This is a genomic window from Variovorax sp. PBS-H4, from assembly GCF_901827205.1.
Taxonomy (GTDB): Bacteria; Pseudomonadota; Gammaproteobacteria; order Burkholderiales; family Burkholderiaceae_C; genus Variovorax.
Genome location: NZ_LR594675.1, coordinates 15253 through 31433, shown reverse-complemented (window position 1 = coordinate 31433; position 16181 = coordinate 15253). Strand labels below are relative to the sequence as shown.

The window sequence follows — 16181 nt, the reverse complement described above, 5'->3', positions numbered from 1 at the left end:
CCAGCGGCCCGGCAAAGCCGGTTCCGCGGTGTCTCCCGAACGGGCTTGGCGTCGCCGGCCGCGGTGGGGCGAGTTGCATGTCCTTCAGCGGAACAGATCGAGGATGCTGCTGCGTTCCTCCGGCGTCGGCGCTTCGCCGACGGGCACGCCGGCTAGCGCCTCGGCCTGCGGGACCGCGTCCATGGCCGGATCCAGGCTCGCGATGCCGCGCCCTGGCGCGTAGTCGTCGTAGTACCACTCGCCGTCGACTTGCATCACCCCTGCCGGCACCGCCATGGGCGCAACCGGAACCCCTTGCAGGGCCGCCTGCATGTAGCCGGTCCAGATCGGCAGGCTCAGGCTGCCGCCGGTCTCGCCGCGCACACCCAGCTGGCGCGGCGTGTCGTAGCCGATCCACGCCACGCCCACTCGCGTCGAGGCAAAGCCCGCGAACCAGGTATCGATCGAGTCGTTGGTGGTGCCTGTCTTGCCATGCAGGTCCTCGCGCCGCAGCGCCTGCCAGGCCTTGAAGCCGGTCCCGTGCCGCACCACGCTCTGCAGCAGCGAGCTCACCACGAAGGCATTGCGCTCAGGGATGGCGCGCATCGTCTCGTCGCGCACCGGCGGTGGTGCCTCGACCAGCACGTTTCCCTTGTGGTCGGTGATGCGCGTCACCAGCGCGGGGCTCACGCGATAGCCGCCGTTGGCGAAGACCGCGTAGGCCGCCGCCATCTGCATCGGCGTGACCGAACCCGCCCCCAGCGCCATCGGCAGGTACGCCGGGTGCTTCGCACGCTCGAAGCCGAAGCGGCTGATCCAGTCCTGCGCATAGCGCGGCCCGATCGACTGCAGGACCCGGATGGTGACCATGTTCTTCGACTGCTCGAGCGCGCGGCGCAAGGTCATCGCGCCTTCGAAAGTCCCGTCGTAGTTGCGCGGCTCCCAGGGTGAGCCGCCCGTGGTCGCGCCGTCAACGAACAGCGGCGCGTCGTCGACCATGGTGCTCGGTGTGAAGCCCTTCTCGAGCGCCGCTGAATAGACGAAGGGCTTGAAGCTCGAGCCCGGCTGGCGCCAGGCCTGGGTCACATGGTTGAACTTGTTCCGGTCGAAGCTGAAGCCGCCCACCAGCGCCCGGATCGCACCATCGCGGGGGTCGAGCGACACGAAGGCGCCTTCGACCTCGGGCAACTGCGTGATCTCCCAGGCGCCGTTGGGCTTCTTCATCACGTAGATCACCGCACCGGGACGCAAGCGCAGATTCGCCGCGGCTCGCGCCGACAGCCCGGCCTGCGCCGTGCGCAGGCCCTCGCCCACGATGCTCATGCTTTCACCATTGCCGCGCACAGCCACCACCTCTTTTGCGTCGGCCCGCAGCACCACGGCGGCGAGCACATCGCCGTTGTCGGGATGGTCGGCCAATGCCTCATCGACGGCGTCGTCGAGCAAGGCCCGATCGTCCGATTCGGCGGGCAACTCGACGAAGCGCTCCGGCCCACGCCAGGGCTGCCGCCGCTCATAGTCGAGGATGCCCTTGCGCAGAGATTGATAAGCGGCCGCCTGCTCGCTCGCCACCAGAGAGGTGAAGACCTTGAAGCCGCGCGTGTAGGTGCTCGCTCCGTACTGCGCGACCATCAGCTGCCGCACGGTCTCGGCCGCGTGCTCGGCATGCAGGCGCTTCGGCTCGGAAGGGTCGCGCAGCCGCAACGCTTCGCCCTTGGCCTCGGCCGCCTGCGCTGCGCTGATGGCACCGGTCGCCACCATGCGGTCCAGCACGTAGAGCTGCCGAGCGCGGGCGCGGCGCGGATTGCTCACCGGGTCGTTGGTGCCCGGCGCCTTCGGCAGGCCGGCCAGCATGGCAGCCTCGGCCAGTGTGATGTCCTTCAAGGCCTTGCCGAAGTAGCGCTCCGATGCCGAGGCGAAGCCGTAGGCGCGGTGGCCGAGGAAGATCTGGTTCATGTAGATCTCGAGGATCTGGTCCTTGCTCAGATGCTGCTCAAGCCGGAAGGCCAGCAGCGCCTCCAGCATCTTGCGCGACAGCGTCCGCTCGGCGCTCAGGTAGACGTTGCGCGCCACCTGCTGCGTGATGGTGGAGGCGCCCTGGTGCACGCCGTGCCGCAGGTTGGCCAGCACCGCGCGCACCAGGCCCTTCGGATCGATGCCTCGATGCTCGTAGAACCGTGCATCCTCCACCGCCACCACGGCATCCTTGAGCTGCTTCGGCACTTCGGCGATGGGCACCAGCTCCCGCCGCTCCTCGCCGAACTCGCCGATCAGCACGCCATCCGCGGTGTAGACGCGCAGGGGGAGCTTGGGCCGGTAGTCGGAGAGTTCGGAAACGTCCGGCAGCTGCGGGCCCAGCAGCATGAAGGCAGCCATCAGCAGCACGGCCAGGACCAGCAAGCCCGAAACCGTGATGAGCACGGGACGTCGAAGCCGCACAAGCATGGAAATCTCCTCATCGATGACGATGGGCCGATGCTGGGCGTGCGACCCGAAGCGCATGTGAAGTGCGCGCGGCATGGGACTTCACACGGCCTTCACACGACGCCGCGTGCTTCAAGAAGGCTTCCAACTTTCTTCGCCTTCCCTCTCGACAGTCGAGCCCGTGCACCGTTGCACGAATCGAGGGGAAAAGGACCAACGCCATGGAAGCCATCATCATCCGCCCCGGCCGCTGGCTCTGGCTCGCGACCCTGGGCCTCGCGAGCGCGGGCTTCGCGCTGCTCGTCGCGCGGCCTCTGCATGCACAGGAAGCACCCGGCCCGCGACTGAAGACAGAAAGCCCGTACTTCTTCATCAAGAGCGACGACCCCGCCGTCGATGCACTGCCGCTCAAGGAGACGGCGGTCGACGTCAAGGTCTCGGGCGTGATCGCCGACGTCACCGTCACGCAGACCTACCGCAACGAGGGCACGCGCGCCATCGAGGCCCGGTACGTGTTCCCGGGCTCCACGCGCGCCGCGGTCAGCGGACTCAACGTGCGGCTGGGCGATCGCCTGATCGCCGCGCAGATCCGCGAGAAGCAGCAGGCGCGCATCGAGTACGACGCCGCGAAGAACGAGGGCAAGACTGCCGCCCTGCTGGAGCAGCACCTGCCCAACGTATTCCAGATGAACGTCGCCAACATCCTGCCGGGCGACGAGGTCAAGGTGGAGCTGCGCTACACCGAGCTGCTGGTGCCGCAGGCAGGCAACTACCAGTTCGTGTTCCCGACGGTCGTGGGCCCCCGGTACAACAGCCCGCAATCGTCCCAGGCCCATGCAAAGTGGGCGGCGCAGCCCACCCTGCGTGCGGGCGTCGCGCCGAACACCACGTTCAGGATGAAGGTCGCGCTCGACACACCGCTGGGCATCAAGGAAGTGCGCTCCGCAACCCACGCCATCGACGTCGGCAAGCGCGACGACGACCAGCGTGCCGACATCACGCTGGCGCACACCGGCGAGCCCGCCGGCAATCGGGATTTCATCCTCGACTGGCGCCTGGCGGGCGAAAGGATCGAATCGGGCCTGATGCTCTATCACGGACAAGGCGAGAACGCAGAGAACTTCTTCCTCGCGATGGTCGAGCCGCCCAAGTCGGTGGCGGCCAACGCCATCTCCCCGCGCGACTACATCTTCGTGGTCGACATCTCGGGGTCGATGCACGGCTTTCCGCTGGACACCGCAAAGGTGCTGCTGGAGCGGCTCATCGGCGGCCTGCGGCCCAGCGACACCTTCAACGTGCTGCTGTTCTCGGGCAGCAGCAAGATGCTTTCGCCGCAGTCCGTGCCAGCGACCCGCGCCAACATCGAGCAGGCACTCGCCACCATCAGGAACTACGGCGGCGGTGGCAGCACCGAGCTCATCCCGGCGCTCAAGCGCGTCTATGCCGAGCCCAAGGCCGACGAGGTGTCGCGCACCGTCGTGGTCGTGACGGACGGCTATGTCACGGTGGAGCGCGAGGCCTTCGAGCTGGTGCGGCGGAACCTGTCCAAGGCCAATGTCTTCGCGTTCGGCATCGGCAGCTCGGTCAACCGGCACCTGATGGAAGGCCTGGCGCGCGCCGGGATGGGCGAGCCTTTCATCATCACCGACCCGGTCCAGGCGCCCGAGCAGGCGGCGCGCTTCAAGCGCATGGTCGAGTCGCCGGTGCTCACCCACGTGAAAGCCAGCTTCGACGGCCTCGATGTGTACGACGTGGAACCCCAGGCGCTGCCCGACGTGCTCGGCGAGCGACCGGTGATCCTGTTCGGCAAGTGGCGCGGCGAACCCAAGGGCCGCGTCGTCATCCAGGGCCAGGGCGCCGAAGGTCCCTACCGCCAGGAGCTGGTGATCGACGGGAAGACGCGCCAGGATGCCGCCGCGCTGCGCAGCCTGTGGGCACGGCACCGCATCGCGAGCCTGAGCGACCAGGAGGCGCTGGAGGGGGGTGACGCCTTCCGGCAGCGCATCACCGACCTGGGCCTGCGCTATGGCCTGCTCACGCAGTACACCAGCTTCATCGCGGTCGACAAGGTGGTGCGCAACCCCGCGCCGCGGGCCGGCACCTCGGTCGACCAGCCGCAGCCTCTGCCCAAGGGCGTGAGCGAACTGGCGCTGGGCCAGGGAGCGACGCTGGGTGCCGAAGTGCCGAGCACGCCGGAGCCCGAGACCTGGGGCGCCGTCGCGGTGCTGCTGTCGATGCTGGCCATGCTGCGCCGCCGCGCGCGCCGCCATGATCCGCGTCGCTTCACGGCATAACGAGGACGCATGCATGACCCTCGACCAATTCGCCCGCACGCATCCGCGCCTGTTCGACTCGGGCATTCGCCTCGATCGCGCGCCCGCCGCTGCCTGGCTGGCGCTGCAGGCCGCTGCGCTGGCACCGACCTGGCTCTGGATGGCCCGCCGGCTGCAGGACGGGGCCGACGATCCGCTCGGCCTGCTGGCGCTCGGCGCGCTCGCGCTCTTCGCGTGGTCGAGGCGCCGGTCGCTGCGCAACGCGCCGCGCCTCGGCTGGCTGGCCCTCGCCGGCACCGGCACCGTGGCAGCCACCCTGCTGCGCACCGGCATCGGCCCCCTGCTGCCATTCCCGCCGCTCGCGGCGGGCCTGGTCGCCGTGCTGGCGCTCGCCGCCGGCCTCTTGGCGTTCCTGCCGCGCCAGGTCGCTAAGCTGCCCGTGCTGGGGCTGGCGGTCCTGGCATTGCCGCTCCTGTCCTCGCTGCAGTTCTATGCCGGCTATCCGCTGCGCGTGATCACGGCGGAAGCCAGCCGCTGGCTGCTGGCGCCCGGCTTCTCGGTGTTGCGCGAAGGCAGCAGCCTGCTGGTCGATGGCCGGCGGGTCATCGTCGATGCGCCCTGCTCCGGCGTGCAGATGGCCTGGCTCGGCTATTTCACGGCCTGTGCCGTGGCACTGTGGGCGCGGCACGGGGACCGCCGCTTCCTTGCCCGGCTGCCGGCCGTCGGCCTGCTGGTGCTGGCCGGCAACATCCTGCGCAACAGCGTGCTCGTGGGCTTCGAAGGGGCGGGCCATGCCCTCGCGCCCTGGTTGCACGAAGCCATGGGGCTGACCGTGCTGGCGCTGGTCTGCGGCGCCATCGCGCAACTGATGGCGCCGGCGCCCCGCGCGCCTTGCTTCACTCCCACTGCCATTCCCGGCCTGATCACCGCCCCCGGAGCCCGCCGTGTCGATACCGCTTTGTCTTGAACGCTGCTTCGGCAACCGCTTCCTCAATCGCATCGCGCACAAGGCGGCCTTCGCAGGGGCGATGGCGCTGTGCCTGCTGTGGTCCGCCGCCTCGGCCCTGCGGGCACCACAGGCACCGCCGCCGGTCGCGACCTTTCACGAATGGCCGAGCCACTGGGACGGCGCCGCGCTGCGGCCAATGGCATTGGGTGCGGTCGAACAGCGTTTTGCCGAGCGCTTCCCCGGCGCGATCGCCCGCCTGAGCGACGGCCAGCAGACCGTGGTGCTGCGCCAGGTCGACGCGCCCGCGCGCATGCTGCACCCGGCCGCCGACTGTTACCGGGCGCTCGGCTTCCGCATCGGCGAGACCCGGCTCGAACGCGATCCGCAGGATCGACTGTGGCGTTGTTTCGTCACCCAGGGCCCCGACGGACGAAAGTTGCGAGTCTGCGAGCGCATCGTCGATGCCGAGGGCACGGCTTTCACCGACACTTCAGCCTGGTACTGGGCGGCCGCTGGTGGCCGGTCCAGGGGGCCTTGGCAGGCCGTCACCCTGGCCAGGCCGATCGCATCCGAGTGATTGAGAGACATTTTTGAAGAAAGCGCTGCTCTACCTGCTCTTCGGGCTGCTGGCCCTGGTGCTGACCGCCGCGGTCGCCGTCTACCTGGTCGTGAAGCTGGCGCTGGCGCCCGGTCCGGGCGAGTGGCCGACCCGCGTCAAGGCCGGGCCTTTTGCCCTCGAGGTCGGCGTGCCCACCGCGATCCGGCTCGCCACCTCCTCCTGGTTCGCGCCCTGGCTGGTGGGCCGCAGCTTCGAGACCGAGCACGGCCCCGTGCGTGTCGGCTGGAACGAGACCGCCAGCACCCTCGAGCTGGACTGCGCGCCCTGCAGCGCGTCGGTGCCGGCGCTCGGCCATGCACCAATACGCCTCGACAACCTGCGCTTCACCGCCCGCCGCGATGCCGGCTCCCTCAACGGCTTGCTCGAAGCCACGCCGGCCGCAACCACCGTGTCCAGCCTGGCCGGCGACAACGTGCTGCGCGCGCGCTGGGACGGCAAGCTCACCCAGAAGTCGCTGCAGATCCACGTCGATGCGCCCGACGCACCGATCGCCCGCTGGTACAGCGTGCTGGCGCCTGCCATTCCCGAGCTGCAGCGGGCCCGCATCGGCGGCACGCTGGCACTGCGCGCCCAGCTCGACCTGCCGGCCAACCATCTCGCGCTGCATCCGCGCATCGAGCAGTTCAGCGTCGAGGGCCTGGGCACCGAAGCACTGCTCGACACCCGCACCAGCTGCGGCCCGCCGAGCCGGCTCGCCCCCGACAGCTGGCTCGCGCGCGCGGTCATCGCGGCCGAGGACCAGCGCTTCTTCAGCCATCCCGGCTACGACCTCGCCGAGCTCACGGCCGCCCTCGACGCGAACCAGAAGGCCGACCGGATCGAGCGCGGCGGCAGCACCCTCAGCCAGCAGCTGGCCCGGCTGGTCGTGACCGGCAGCGAGCGCAGCGCCGAGCGCAAGCTGCGCGAGCTGCTCTACGCGGTGGAGATGGAGCAGACGCTGGGCAAGCCGCGCATCCTGCAGCTTTACCTCGACAACGCGCCCTGGGGCCCGGGCGGCCTGTGCGGCGCCGAGGCGGCGGCCCGCCGCTACTTCAAGCGCGGTGCCCGCAACCTGGAGCCGGCGCAGGCCGTCTGGCTGGCTGCCATGCTGAACAACCCCGGCGCGGCGCTCGAGAAGTGGCAGCGCGACGGACACATCGACGTCGAACGCGCCAAATGGGTGGCCGAGGGCCTGCGCGGGATCACCCGCAGCCAGCGCGAGTCGCTGCAAAGGAACATCGCCGCGGCGCGCTTCGCACCGCCGCCCTGAAGCGGGCACAGACCGCACCAAGACGGCGCGACAGCACGCGCCCAAGCCCGGCGGCCGCTGGCATCCATCTTGCGATGCCGCTCTCGATGGATGCTGCCTCCGCTCCCCCGCCCGCGGCCGTCGAGATCGTGGCGCTCAGCAAGCGCTACGCGGGCGGCGCGCCGCCCGCAGTCGACCAGATCGACCTGCGCATCGCCAGCGGCAGCTACTGCTGCCTGCTCGGCCCCTCAGGCTGCGGCAAGAGCACCACGCTGCGCATGGTGGCGGGCCACGAGCCGGTCACCAGCGGCGACATCCTGCTGGACAACCGCAACATCACGCACCTGCCGGCCGCGGCCCGCGGCACCGCCATGATGTTCCAGAGCTTTGCTCTCTTCCCGCATCTCTCGGCGCTCGACAACGTGGCCTTCAGCCTCAAGATGAAGGGCGTCTCGCAGGTCGAGCGCCACCGGCGCGCCGGCCAGTTGCTGGAGCGCGTCGCCATGGGGCCGCTGGCCCAGCGCAAGCCGGGCGAGCTGTCCGGTGGGCAGCAGCAGCGCGTGGCGCTGGCGCGCGCGCTGATCACCGAGCCGCGCGTGCTGCTGCTCGACGAGCCGCTGTCCGCGCTCGATCCCTTCCTGCGCGTCCAGATGCGCGCCGAGCTGCGGCGCTGGCAGAAGGAGCTGGGCCTGACCTTCATCCATGTCACGCACTCGCAGGAAGAGGCCATGGCGCTGGCCGACACGATGGTGGTGATGAACCATGGGCTGATCGAGCAGGTGGGCACGCCGCACGCGGTCTACAACCACCCCGCCAGCGAATTCGTGGCGCGCTTCATGGGCGGGCACAACGTGCTGGAGACGCCCAGCGGGCTGATCGCGGTGCGCAACGATCACATGCGCATCGCGCCCGAAGGCGGCGAGCGCGGCCTCGCGGCACGCGTCACCGACGTGGAGTACCAGGGCACCTATGTGCTGGTCGGCCTGGAACTTGCGGATGCGGCGCCCGAGCGCAGGGGCGTCTCGGTGCTGCTGCCGGAGAAGACCTTCGGAACGCGTCCGTACGGCGTCGGCGAGGCCGTGCGCCTGTCGTGGTCGCCGTCCGATGCGCGTGCGCTGGGCCCCGGTGCGGTCCGTCCGCAGGACCCACCGCCCGCCGGGCCGGTGTCGCGACCCGCGCCCTTGTCCGCGCTCGCGGCGATGGCCGCCTGACCCATTCACTCAGTTCATCACCGCGCATCAGGAGCCCCTCCATGTCTGAACCCATCGACTCGACCTTCGGAAAAGACGTGCAGCGCCGCACCCTGCTTCAGGGCACGGCAGGCATCCTCGCCGCCGGCGTGTTCCCTGCGATCCACGCGCAGGAGAAGACGGTGCTGCGCTACCTCGGCACCGCAGTCAACCAGGACAAGGCGATCGCCGAGAAGTTCAAGGCGGACACGGGCATCGAGATCCAGTACGTGGCCGTCACCACGGACGACGTCACCAAGCGCGCGGTGACCGCGCCCAACAGCTTTGACCTGATCGACACCGAATACTTCTCGCTGAAGAAGATCGTGCCCACGGGCAACCTCAAGGGCATCGACACCCGGAAGATCAAGAACGCTGACAAGATCACCCCGCTCTTCACCCAGGGCGAGGTGGGCGGCAAGAAGGTCGGCGACCAGGGCACGGCGCCGAAGAAGGTGATCTTCCTGGATGGCGAGAAGAGCAAGGTGTTCGCCAAGTCGCCGACACAGTTCATGTCGCTGATCCCGACGGTCTACAACGCGGACACGCTGGGCATCCGGCCCGACTTGATCAAGCGGCCGATCGACACATGGGCCGAACTGCTCAATCCCGAGTTCAAGGGCAAGACCGCGATCCTCAACATCCCCTCCATCGGCATCATGGACGCCGCGATGGTGGTGGAGGCCAAGGGCCTCCACAAGTACGCCGACAAGGGCAACATGACCAAGGCCGAGATCGATCTCACGATCAAGACCCTGATCGAAGCCAAGAAGGCAGGTCAGTTCCGCGCGCTGTGGAAGGACTTCAACGAATCGGTCAACCTCATGGCCTCGGGCGAGGTCGTCATCCAGTCGATGTGGTCGCCAGCCGTGACGGCCGTGCGCACCAAGGGCATCGCCTGCAACTTCCAGCCGCTCAAGGAAGGCTACCGCGCCTGGGCCGCGGGCTTCGGCCTGCCGGCTACCCTGTCGGGCAGGAAGCTCGACGGCGCCTACGAGTTCATCAACTGGTTTCTCGATGGGTGGGCCGGCGCCTACCTCAACCGCCAGGGCTACTACAGCGCAGTGCTCGAAACCGCGAAGGCGAAGATGGAGCCTTATGAGTGGGCCTACTGGATGGAGGGCAAGGCCGCCACGCAAGACATCAAGAGTCCCAATGGTGATCTGCTGGCCAAGGCCGGCGCGGTGCGTGACGGCGGCAGCTACGAGCAGCGCATGGGCGGCATCGCCTGCTGGAACGCGGTGATGGACGAGAACGAGTACATGGTCCGGAAATGGAACGAGTTCGTCGCAGCGTGACCTTGGCTCGCCCCCAGGTCGCTGCGCACTTCGTGTCGCGACTCCCATCCCCGACCGGGGGCACCATGCCCATGCACGCCATCAAGCCCTGGTGGCAGGCCGCGCCCTTTGCAGCGGTCTTCCTGCTCTTCTTCCTGATCCCGCTGGCGCTGATCGCGATGGTCAGCCTCTGGAACTTCAACGAGTACGAGCTCATCCCGGCGCTCACGCCGCGCAACTACGCAAGCATCTTCGAAGGCTGCTCGCACCTCACCGACAACGGCGACTTCTGCGTCACCTTCTCGACCTACCTGAGCACGCTGAAGTTCTGCCTGCTGGTCTGGGCCATCACGCTGTCCATCGGCTTCGCGGTCGCCTACTTCCTGGCCTTCCACGTGCGCTCGCCGGGCATGCAGACCTTGCTGTTCGTGCTGTGCACCGTGCCCTTCTGGACCTCCAACGTGATCCGCATGATCTCTTGGGTTCCGCTGCTCGGGCGCAACGGGCTCGTCAACCAGGGCCTGGTGGGGCTGGGCCTGGTCGACGCGCCCGTCGAATGGCTGCTGTTTTCCGATTTCTCGGTGGTACTGGCCTTCGTGCACCTCTACACGATGTTCATGATCGTGCCGATCTTCAATTCGATGATGCGCATCGACCGCTCGCTGCTCGAAGCGGCCAGCGACGCCGGCGCCTCCGGGTGGCAGACGCTGTGGAACGTCGTCGTGCCGCTCTCGCGCACCGGCATTCTCATCGGCTCGATCTTCGTCGTCACCATCGTGATGGGCGACTTCGTCACCATCGGCGTCATGGGCGGCCAGCAGATCGCCTCGGTCGGCAAGATCATCCAGGTCCAGACCTCCTACCTCCAGTTCCCGCTGGCGGCCGCCAACGCGATGATCCTGCTCGCCGTGGTGCTGATGATCATTTGGGGCCTCACGCGCCTGGTCGACATCCGCAAGGAGCTATGACCACCCCCGTTGCTTGCTCACTTCGTGTCGCCGCCTCGCCCCTCGAGGGGGCAACACCGGTGGCCCGGCGAAGCCGGTTCCACGGTGTTTCCCGAACACGCCCGCGCGTTGCGCGGTGGGCGAACTGACATGCATGCGCGCGTGTCGAATGCGCGCGCCGCAGGCTTCTGGCCGCTGGCGATCGTGTTCGCACTCTTCGTGCTCTTCCTCTACGGGCCGATGATCACCATCTTCGTGCTGAGCTTTCAGGGACCCGAAGGCGGCCTGACCTTTCCGCTGCGGGGCGTCTCGCTGCACTGGTTCCACAAGCTCGCCGAAGGCCTGGGCACGGTAGACATCGGCGCGGCCTTCAGGCGCTCGCTGATGTTGGGCACGGTGGTCATGCTCTTGACGGTCGCGCTGTCGGTGCTCGCGGGCCTGGCCTTCCGCAAGAAGCTTCGGGGCGGCAACGCGCTCTTCTTCGTCACGGTGGCGAGCCTGATCATGCCCTCCATCATCGTGTCGCTGGGCATCGGCCTGCAGTTCCGCCTGGTCGACAGCGGCATCAAGGGCGCTCTCGCCGCATTCGAGGCCCACGGCGCGCTCGAGAACTACGGCACCGCGCTGGGCCTGCTCAGCTCCGCCCTGGGAGCGCACCTCACTTGGACCCTGCCCTTCGGCCTGCTGATCATGTTCGCGGTCTTCAACCGCTTCAACCCGGCCTACGAAGAGGCCGCGCGCGACCTGGGCGCCACGCCGTGGCAGAGCTTCAGGCATGTGGTGCTGCCGCTGATCGGGCCGTCGATCATCGGCATCGGCATGTTCGGCTTCACGCTCAGTTGGGACGAGATCGCGCGCACCTCGCAGGCCATCGGAGACGTCAACACCCTGCCGCTGGAACTGCAGGGCCTCACCTCGACCATCACCACGCCCGCCATCTACGCGCTGGGCACGGTGACCACCGTCGTCTCGCTGGCGGTGATGGCCATCGCGCTCGGCAGCGCCGCCTGGCTGCGCCAGCGTGCCACGCGCCGGCGGCCCTGATGCCGATGACCATGGGCCGCCTGCTGATCATCAATCCCAATACCTCGGCCACGGTGAGCGCGCTGCTGCAGCGCCACGTGCAAGGCGAGGTCAGCCCGGCCCTCAAGGTGCACACCGTCACCGCCCGTTTCGGCGCGCCCTACATCGCCAGCGAGGCCAGCTACGCGGTGGCGCAGCATGCCGTGCTCGACGCCTGGGCCGCCGCGGTGGAACGCGGCGAGCGGCCCGACGCGGTGCTGATCGGCTGCTTCGGCGATCCGGGACTGTTCGCCCTGCGAGAGACCTGCGGACTGCCGGTGGGCGGCTTGGCGCAGGCCGCCTTCTCGGCTGCGGCCGCGCACGGGCGCTTTGCGGTCGTGACGGGGGGCGAGCGCTGGGGCCCGATGCTAGAGCGCCTCGCCCTGGCGCTCGGCCACGCGCACTCGCTGGCAGGCATTCACACGGTGGCGCAAAGCGGCGCCGAGTTGGCAGCCGATCCGGCCGGTGCCCATGCGCTGCTGGCCGACGCCTGCCTGGAGGCCGTGGCGCGCTTCGGGGCCGACGCGGTGATCCTAGGCGGCGCCGGACTGGCCGGCCTGGCCGCTGCCATCGCGCCCGGCCTGCCGGTGCCGCTGATCGACAGCGTGAGTGCGGGCGCGCGCTGGGCCATGGGGGCCGGGCGCGCGGCGCCCCGTCCATCCGCCGCCTGCATCGACGTGGCCTGGCAGGGCGTGTCCTGGGAGCTCGAGGCGCTGGCGGCGAGGGCATCCACACCCCTGACGCGGTCGTCGGCTCCGTGCCACCATGCCGCGGATGAGCACACCTGACACGGCCCACCCCCCGCACCATGTCGAACCTGTCATGCTGTCGCGCCCGCGCAGCATCGACCAGATCGTCGCCGGCGTCTCGACCAGCGACGGCGACGGAGTCAAGCTCACGCGCGTGCTGCACCAGCCGCTGCAGCAGCGGCTCGACCCCTACCTGATGCTCGACGCCTTCGGCAGCGACAACCCCGGCGACTACATCGGCGGCTTTCCCAGCCACCCGCACCGCGGCTTCGAGACCGTCACCTACATGATCGCGGGCCGCATGCGCCATCGCGACAGCGCCGGCCACGAAGGCCTGCTGGCCAACGGCGGCGTGCAGTGGATGACCGCCGGCCGCGGCCTGGTGCACAGCGAGCTGCCGGAGCAGGAGGAAGGGCTGATGGAAGGCTTCCAGCTCTGGCTCAACCTGCCGGCCAAGGACAAGATGCGCGAACCCTGGTACCGCGACATCCAGAGCGAGGCAATCCCCGAGCTCGTGACGCCGGCCGGCGTGCACGTTCGCGTGATCGCGGGCGAGAGCCACGGCATCGCGGGCGCCGTACAGCGCGAGCACACCGAGCCGCTCTACCTCGACCTCACGCTGCCGCCGGGCACCGAGTTCGCCCAGCCCCTGGCGCCGGACCGCAACGCGCTTGTCTATGTATTTCGCGAGTCGCTCTACATCGGGAGCAGCGAGATCCCGACCAAGCGCATGGCCATCCTCGCCAACGATGCAGGCAGCGACGGCGTACTGGTTCGTGCGCCGGCCTCCAACCACAGCCTCGCGCGAGCGCTGCTGATCGCGGGCAAGCCGCTGCATGAGCCGATCGTGCAGTACGGCCCCTTCGTCATGAACACGCGCGAGCAATTGACGCAGGCCATGCACGACTTTCAGAGCGGAAAGCTCGGCTGACGCCAACCGGGCACATGTCGTCATGCGCCTACGGCAACTCGCGTGCGCCGCGGTGCAGCGCGCGAGCCGATCTCTGCTTAGAGTCGAGCGATGACTGAAGTCCGCAAAGGCCAGGCGCCGCCGCCCATCGAGCGCGCCGAGTTCCACGACCGCTTCATGCAGACCTACCGCGACCCCGCCTTCCACGCCGAGTCGGAGGCACTCGCGCGCATCGAGGTCATCGCTTGGGAGGCCTACCAGAAAGGCCGCAAGGCCCCCGTGACGCGCAAGGCAGGCCCGGGCTATGCGGACCCCGAGTACGAGCTTTCCGTCGATTGGCTTGAAGCAAAAGAGCGCATCGAGCACGCGAAGGCCGCCTGGTCGAGGCCGGAGACGAAGTCGCGCGTGCTGCTGGTCAACGGCTCGCCGCGCAACGATGGCACCTGCCCCGGCGAGATGTCGAAGACCTTCCGGCTGCTGCAACTGGCCCGCGAGGAGCTGGACGCACAGCAGTTCGATTGCGATGTGCTGGACCTCAGCCGGCTGACGTCCGACTACGGGCGCCACATCCATCCCTGCAAGGGCTGTGTCTCCACCGCGATGCCGCTGTGCCATTGGCCCTGCAGCTGCTACCCGAACCATTCGCTGCGGCAGACGGGGGACTGGATGAACGAAATCTACGAGCGGTGGACTGCAGCCCATGGCGTCATTCTTTTCACGCCGACGCATTGGTACCAGGCCACGAGCCCGCTCAAGCTGATGGCCGACCGCCTGGTCTGCGCCGACGGCGGCAACCCCGACCCCACCTCCACCCATGGCAAGAAGGCCGACGAAGCCAAGGCCATCGAGCTCAAGGGCTGGGGGTATCCGAAGCACCTGGCGGGCCGCGCCTACGGCCTCGTGGTGCACGGCGACGTGGCCGGCGTGGAAAGCCTGCGGCGCAATCTCAGCGACTGGCTGGACTGGATGGGCCTGATCGACGCCGGCGCACAGGCGCGGCTGGACCGATATGTCGGGTATTACGAACCCTACGCCACCAGCCACGAGGCACTCGACCGCGATACCGGCCTGCAGGAAGAGGTTCGCAATGTCGCCCGCGCGGTGGCCCGCGCGGTGACAGCGCTGCGTGAAGGGCGCTACCAGCAGCCGGATGCCGGCCTCGAGCCGCCCCGGCCCAAGTAGAGTTGGGACGAAACGGACCGAAATCTTTCTTTACATCGCACTCACCGTGGCTCGACGGGTGCGATACAGAGCGCTTCCACACTTGCCTCACCTGCCGCCGTGTCGGCAGGCTTCTTCGAAAGGAAGCACTCTCATGATCTCGTCTCGTCAGAAAACGCTCATGGCCGGCCTGATTGCCTCGGCCGCCTTCGCCTGCAGCACCGGCTTCGCACAGGGTTCCCCGGCCGCAACGGCGGCTCCCGCCGCGACCGCGCAGGCCGCCCCGGCCGACGCCAAGGCGTCTCGCCCGCACGTGGACCGCACCCAGCGCTTCGAGCGCATGCAGGCCAAGCGTGCGCAACGGCTGGCCGAGCTCAAGCAGAAGCTGCGGCTCGATGCCAGCCAGGAAGGCGCGTGGAACAACTTCACCGCCACGCAGCAGCGGCCCCGGTCGGCAGCCACGGTACGCATGGACCGCGCCGAGTTCGCCAAGCTGACGACGCCGCAGCGACTGGAGCGCATGCAGGCGCGCCAGGCCGAACGCAGCGCGCGCTTCACCCAGCGCGTCGAGGCCACGCGCAGCTTCTACGCGACGCTGTCGCCGGAGCAGCAAAAGACCTTCGATGCGGAAACCATTCACGCCGGTCATCGTGGCGGCCATGGCCATCAGGGCCCGAGCGAAGGCGCGAAGAGCTGAGCCTGTTCCCCTCCCACGAAAAAGCCCGCATCGCTGCGGGCTTTTTTAGTGATCGCGCCGCGCCTACTGCGGCGTACCCGTCTTGTTCTTCGGGTTGGTCGGCACTTCCGGTCGCTCGCCCCTTTGGCCGAAGTGCGGCTTGACCTTGCGGGCGTCCGCGCTCACCTCGGCACGCGACATCTCGCCTGTCGGCTTCGGCATGGCGTTGGGCTGGCTGTTCACCGTGGTCGTCGCCTCGCCCTTGGGGACCGGGTTGTTCGTGTTGTTGCGGTTGTGGGCACGGGCCTCGGCCTTCACAGCATTGCGCGAGGCGGGGTCGCTGCCATCGGGCCGCTGGGTGGCATTGGCCACGCCGCCGGGCACGCTCTTGGTGCTGGCCTGGCCGCCCTTGGCCGGGTCGGGCTGGGCCGGGACCGTCGTGGTCTGGGCGAAACCGACGCCCGCCAAGCCCATCAGGCCGGTGAACACGGTGCTCGCAATCAAGGCTCTCTTCATGATGATGTCCCCTTTCAAAGGTCAAACCAGGCTGAACATGAGCCCCTTTTGCGGGGCTCTGAGTTCAACCTAGGTGGCCGTGGACAGCCTCGATGTGGGGATCGGGCAGCCGCGGCTGTAGGAACCCGCCGCCGACTCGCGCAGGCCGGTGCAGGAGGTGGCAAGCTCCTACAGCATGGGGA

At 68.7% G+C, this 16181-nt stretch carries 14 protein-coding genes; 12 read left to right on the top strand and 2 right to left on the bottom strand.

All coding sequences use genetic code 11. The annotated features are described in order from the left end of the window. Positions 1-84: 84 nt before the first annotated feature. On the bottom strand, positions 85-2424 hold the full coding sequence (locus E5CHR_RS00135; protein ID WP_162577804.1) for a penicillin-binding protein 1A: 2340 nt from the start codon (positions 2422-2424) through the stop codon (positions 85-87). Between the two features lie 200 nt (positions 2425-2624). Here E5CHR_RS00135 and E5CHR_RS00130 point away from each other — a divergent pair, with 200 nt between their 5' ends. The 12 genes from E5CHR_RS00130 (at position 2625) to E5CHR_RS00075 (ending at position 15504) form a co-directional block, all read left to right on the top strand. Then, positions 2625-4697, top strand: a complete 2073-nt coding sequence (locus E5CHR_RS00130; protein WP_162577803.1) for a VIT and vWA domain-containing protein — start codon at positions 2625-2627, stop codon at positions 4695-4697. 13 nt (positions 4698-4710) lie between these two features. Further along, the gene (gene xrtQ, locus E5CHR_RS00125) at positions 4711-5643 is read left to right on the top strand and encodes an exosortase Q (RefSeq protein ID WP_162577802.1); all 933 of its coding nucleotides are present in this window, start codon (positions 4711-4713) and stop codon (positions 5641-5643) included. Continuing rightward, a complete protein-coding gene (locus tag E5CHR_RS00120) occupies positions 5621-6202 on the top strand; it encodes a hypothetical protein (RefSeq protein WP_232061899.1) in 582 nt (193 codons plus the stop codon). The genes xrtQ and E5CHR_RS00120 overlap by 23 nt, the downstream gene beginning before the upstream one ends. Before the next feature lie 13 nt (positions 6203-6215). After that, positions 6216-7493 carry a biosynthetic peptidoglycan transglycosylase gene (locus E5CHR_RS00115; RefSeq protein ID WP_162577801.1) on the top strand — a complete coding sequence of 426 codons (1278 nt, stop codon included), beginning with the start codon at positions 6216-6218 and terminating at the stop codon, positions 7491-7493. Positions 7494-7579: 86 nt separating this feature from the next. Then, positions 7580-8683 (top strand): ABC transporter ATP-binding protein, encoded by a 1104-nt coding sequence (locus tag E5CHR_RS00110; protein WP_162577800.1) that lies wholly within the window; start codon positions 7580-7582, stop codon positions 8681-8683. 41 nt (positions 8684-8724) lie between these two features. Next, positions 8725-9999, top strand: coding sequence for an ABC transporter substrate-binding protein (locus tag E5CHR_RS00105; RefSeq protein WP_162577799.1), 1275 nt, complete (start codon positions 8725-8727; stop codon positions 9997-9999). Between the two features lie 2 nt (positions 10000-10001). Further along, positions 10002-10946 carry an ABC transporter permease gene (locus E5CHR_RS00100; RefSeq protein ID WP_443083106.1) on the top strand — a complete coding sequence of 315 codons (945 nt, stop codon included), beginning with the start codon at positions 10002-10004 and terminating at the stop codon, positions 10944-10946. Positions 10947-11075: 129 nt separating this feature from the next. Then, positions 11076-11969 carry an ABC transporter permease gene (locus E5CHR_RS00095; protein WP_162577797.1) on the top strand — a complete coding sequence of 298 codons (894 nt, stop codon included), beginning with the start codon at positions 11076-11078 and terminating at the stop codon, positions 11967-11969. A gap of 11 nt (positions 11970-11980) precedes the next feature. Next, entirely contained in the window at positions 11981-12775 is a 795-nt protein-coding gene (locus tag E5CHR_RS00090) for an aspartate/glutamate racemase family protein (RefSeq protein WP_162583489.1), read from the top strand. Beyond that, positions 12762-13667, top strand: coding sequence for a pirin family protein (locus E5CHR_RS00085; protein ID WP_162577796.1), 906 nt, complete (start codon positions 12762-12764; stop codon positions 13665-13667). Before E5CHR_RS00090 ends, E5CHR_RS00085 begins: the two co-directional genes overlap by 14 nt. 90 nt (positions 13668-13757) lie before the next feature. After that, positions 13758-14828, top strand: a complete 1071-nt coding sequence (locus E5CHR_RS00080) for a flavodoxin family protein (protein ID WP_162577795.1) — start codon at positions 13758-13760, stop codon at positions 14826-14828. Between the two features lie 133 nt (positions 14829-14961). After that, a complete protein-coding gene (locus E5CHR_RS00075; protein WP_162577794.1) occupies positions 14962-15504 on the top strand; it encodes a Spy/CpxP family protein refolding chaperone in 543 nt (180 codons plus the stop codon). A 63-nt stretch (positions 15505-15567) separates the two neighbouring features. Here the strand turns inward: E5CHR_RS00075 and E5CHR_RS00070 are convergent, their stop codons facing one another. After that, positions 15568-15999, bottom strand: coding sequence for a serine/threonine protein kinase (locus E5CHR_RS00070; RefSeq protein ID WP_162577793.1), 432 nt, complete (start codon positions 15997-15999; stop codon positions 15568-15570). Positions 16000-16181 lie beyond the last annotated feature (182 nt).

What these genes read in the sequence shown, in the direction of transcription:
- E5CHR_RS00135 (WP_162577804.1), bottom strand. Translation starts at nt 2,424, where the DNA reads ATGCTTGTGCGGCTTCGACGTCCCGTGCTCATCACGGTTTCGGGCTTG.
- E5CHR_RS00130 (WP_162577803.1), top strand. Translation starts at nt 2,625, where the DNA reads ATGGAAGCCATCATCATCCGCCCCGGCCGCTGGCTCTGGCTCGCGACC.
- xrtQ (WP_162577802.1), top strand. Translation starts at nt 4,711, where the DNA reads ATGACCCTCGACCAATTCGCCCGCACGCATCCGCGCCTGTTCGACTCG.
- E5CHR_RS00110 (WP_162577800.1), top strand. Translation starts at nt 7,580, where the DNA reads ATGGATGCTGCCTCCGCTCCCCCGCCCGCGGCCGTCGAGATCGTGGCG.
- E5CHR_RS00105 (WP_162577799.1), top strand. Translation starts at nt 8,725, where the DNA reads ATGTCTGAACCCATCGACTCGACCTTCGGAAAAGACGTGCAGCGCCGC.
- E5CHR_RS00095 (WP_162577797.1), top strand. Translation starts at nt 11,076, where the DNA reads ATGCATGCGCGCGTGTCGAATGCGCGCGCCGCAGGCTTCTGGCCGCTG.
- E5CHR_RS00090 (WP_162583489.1), top strand. Translation starts at nt 11,981, where the DNA reads ATGGGCCGCCTGCTGATCATCAATCCCAATACCTCGGCCACGGTGAGC.
- E5CHR_RS00085 (WP_162577796.1), top strand. Translation starts at nt 12,762, where the DNA reads ATGAGCACACCTGACACGGCCCACCCCCCGCACCATGTCGAACCTGTC.
- E5CHR_RS00080 (WP_162577795.1), top strand. Translation starts at nt 13,758, where the DNA reads ATGACTGAAGTCCGCAAAGGCCAGGCGCCGCCGCCCATCGAGCGCGCC.
- E5CHR_RS00075 (WP_162577794.1), top strand. Translation starts at nt 14,962, where the DNA reads ATGATCTCGTCTCGTCAGAAAACGCTCATGGCCGGCCTGATTGCCTCG.
- E5CHR_RS00070 (WP_162577793.1), bottom strand. Translation starts at nt 15,999, where the DNA reads ATGAAGAGAGCCTTGATTGCGAGCACCGTGTTCACCGGCCTGATGGGC.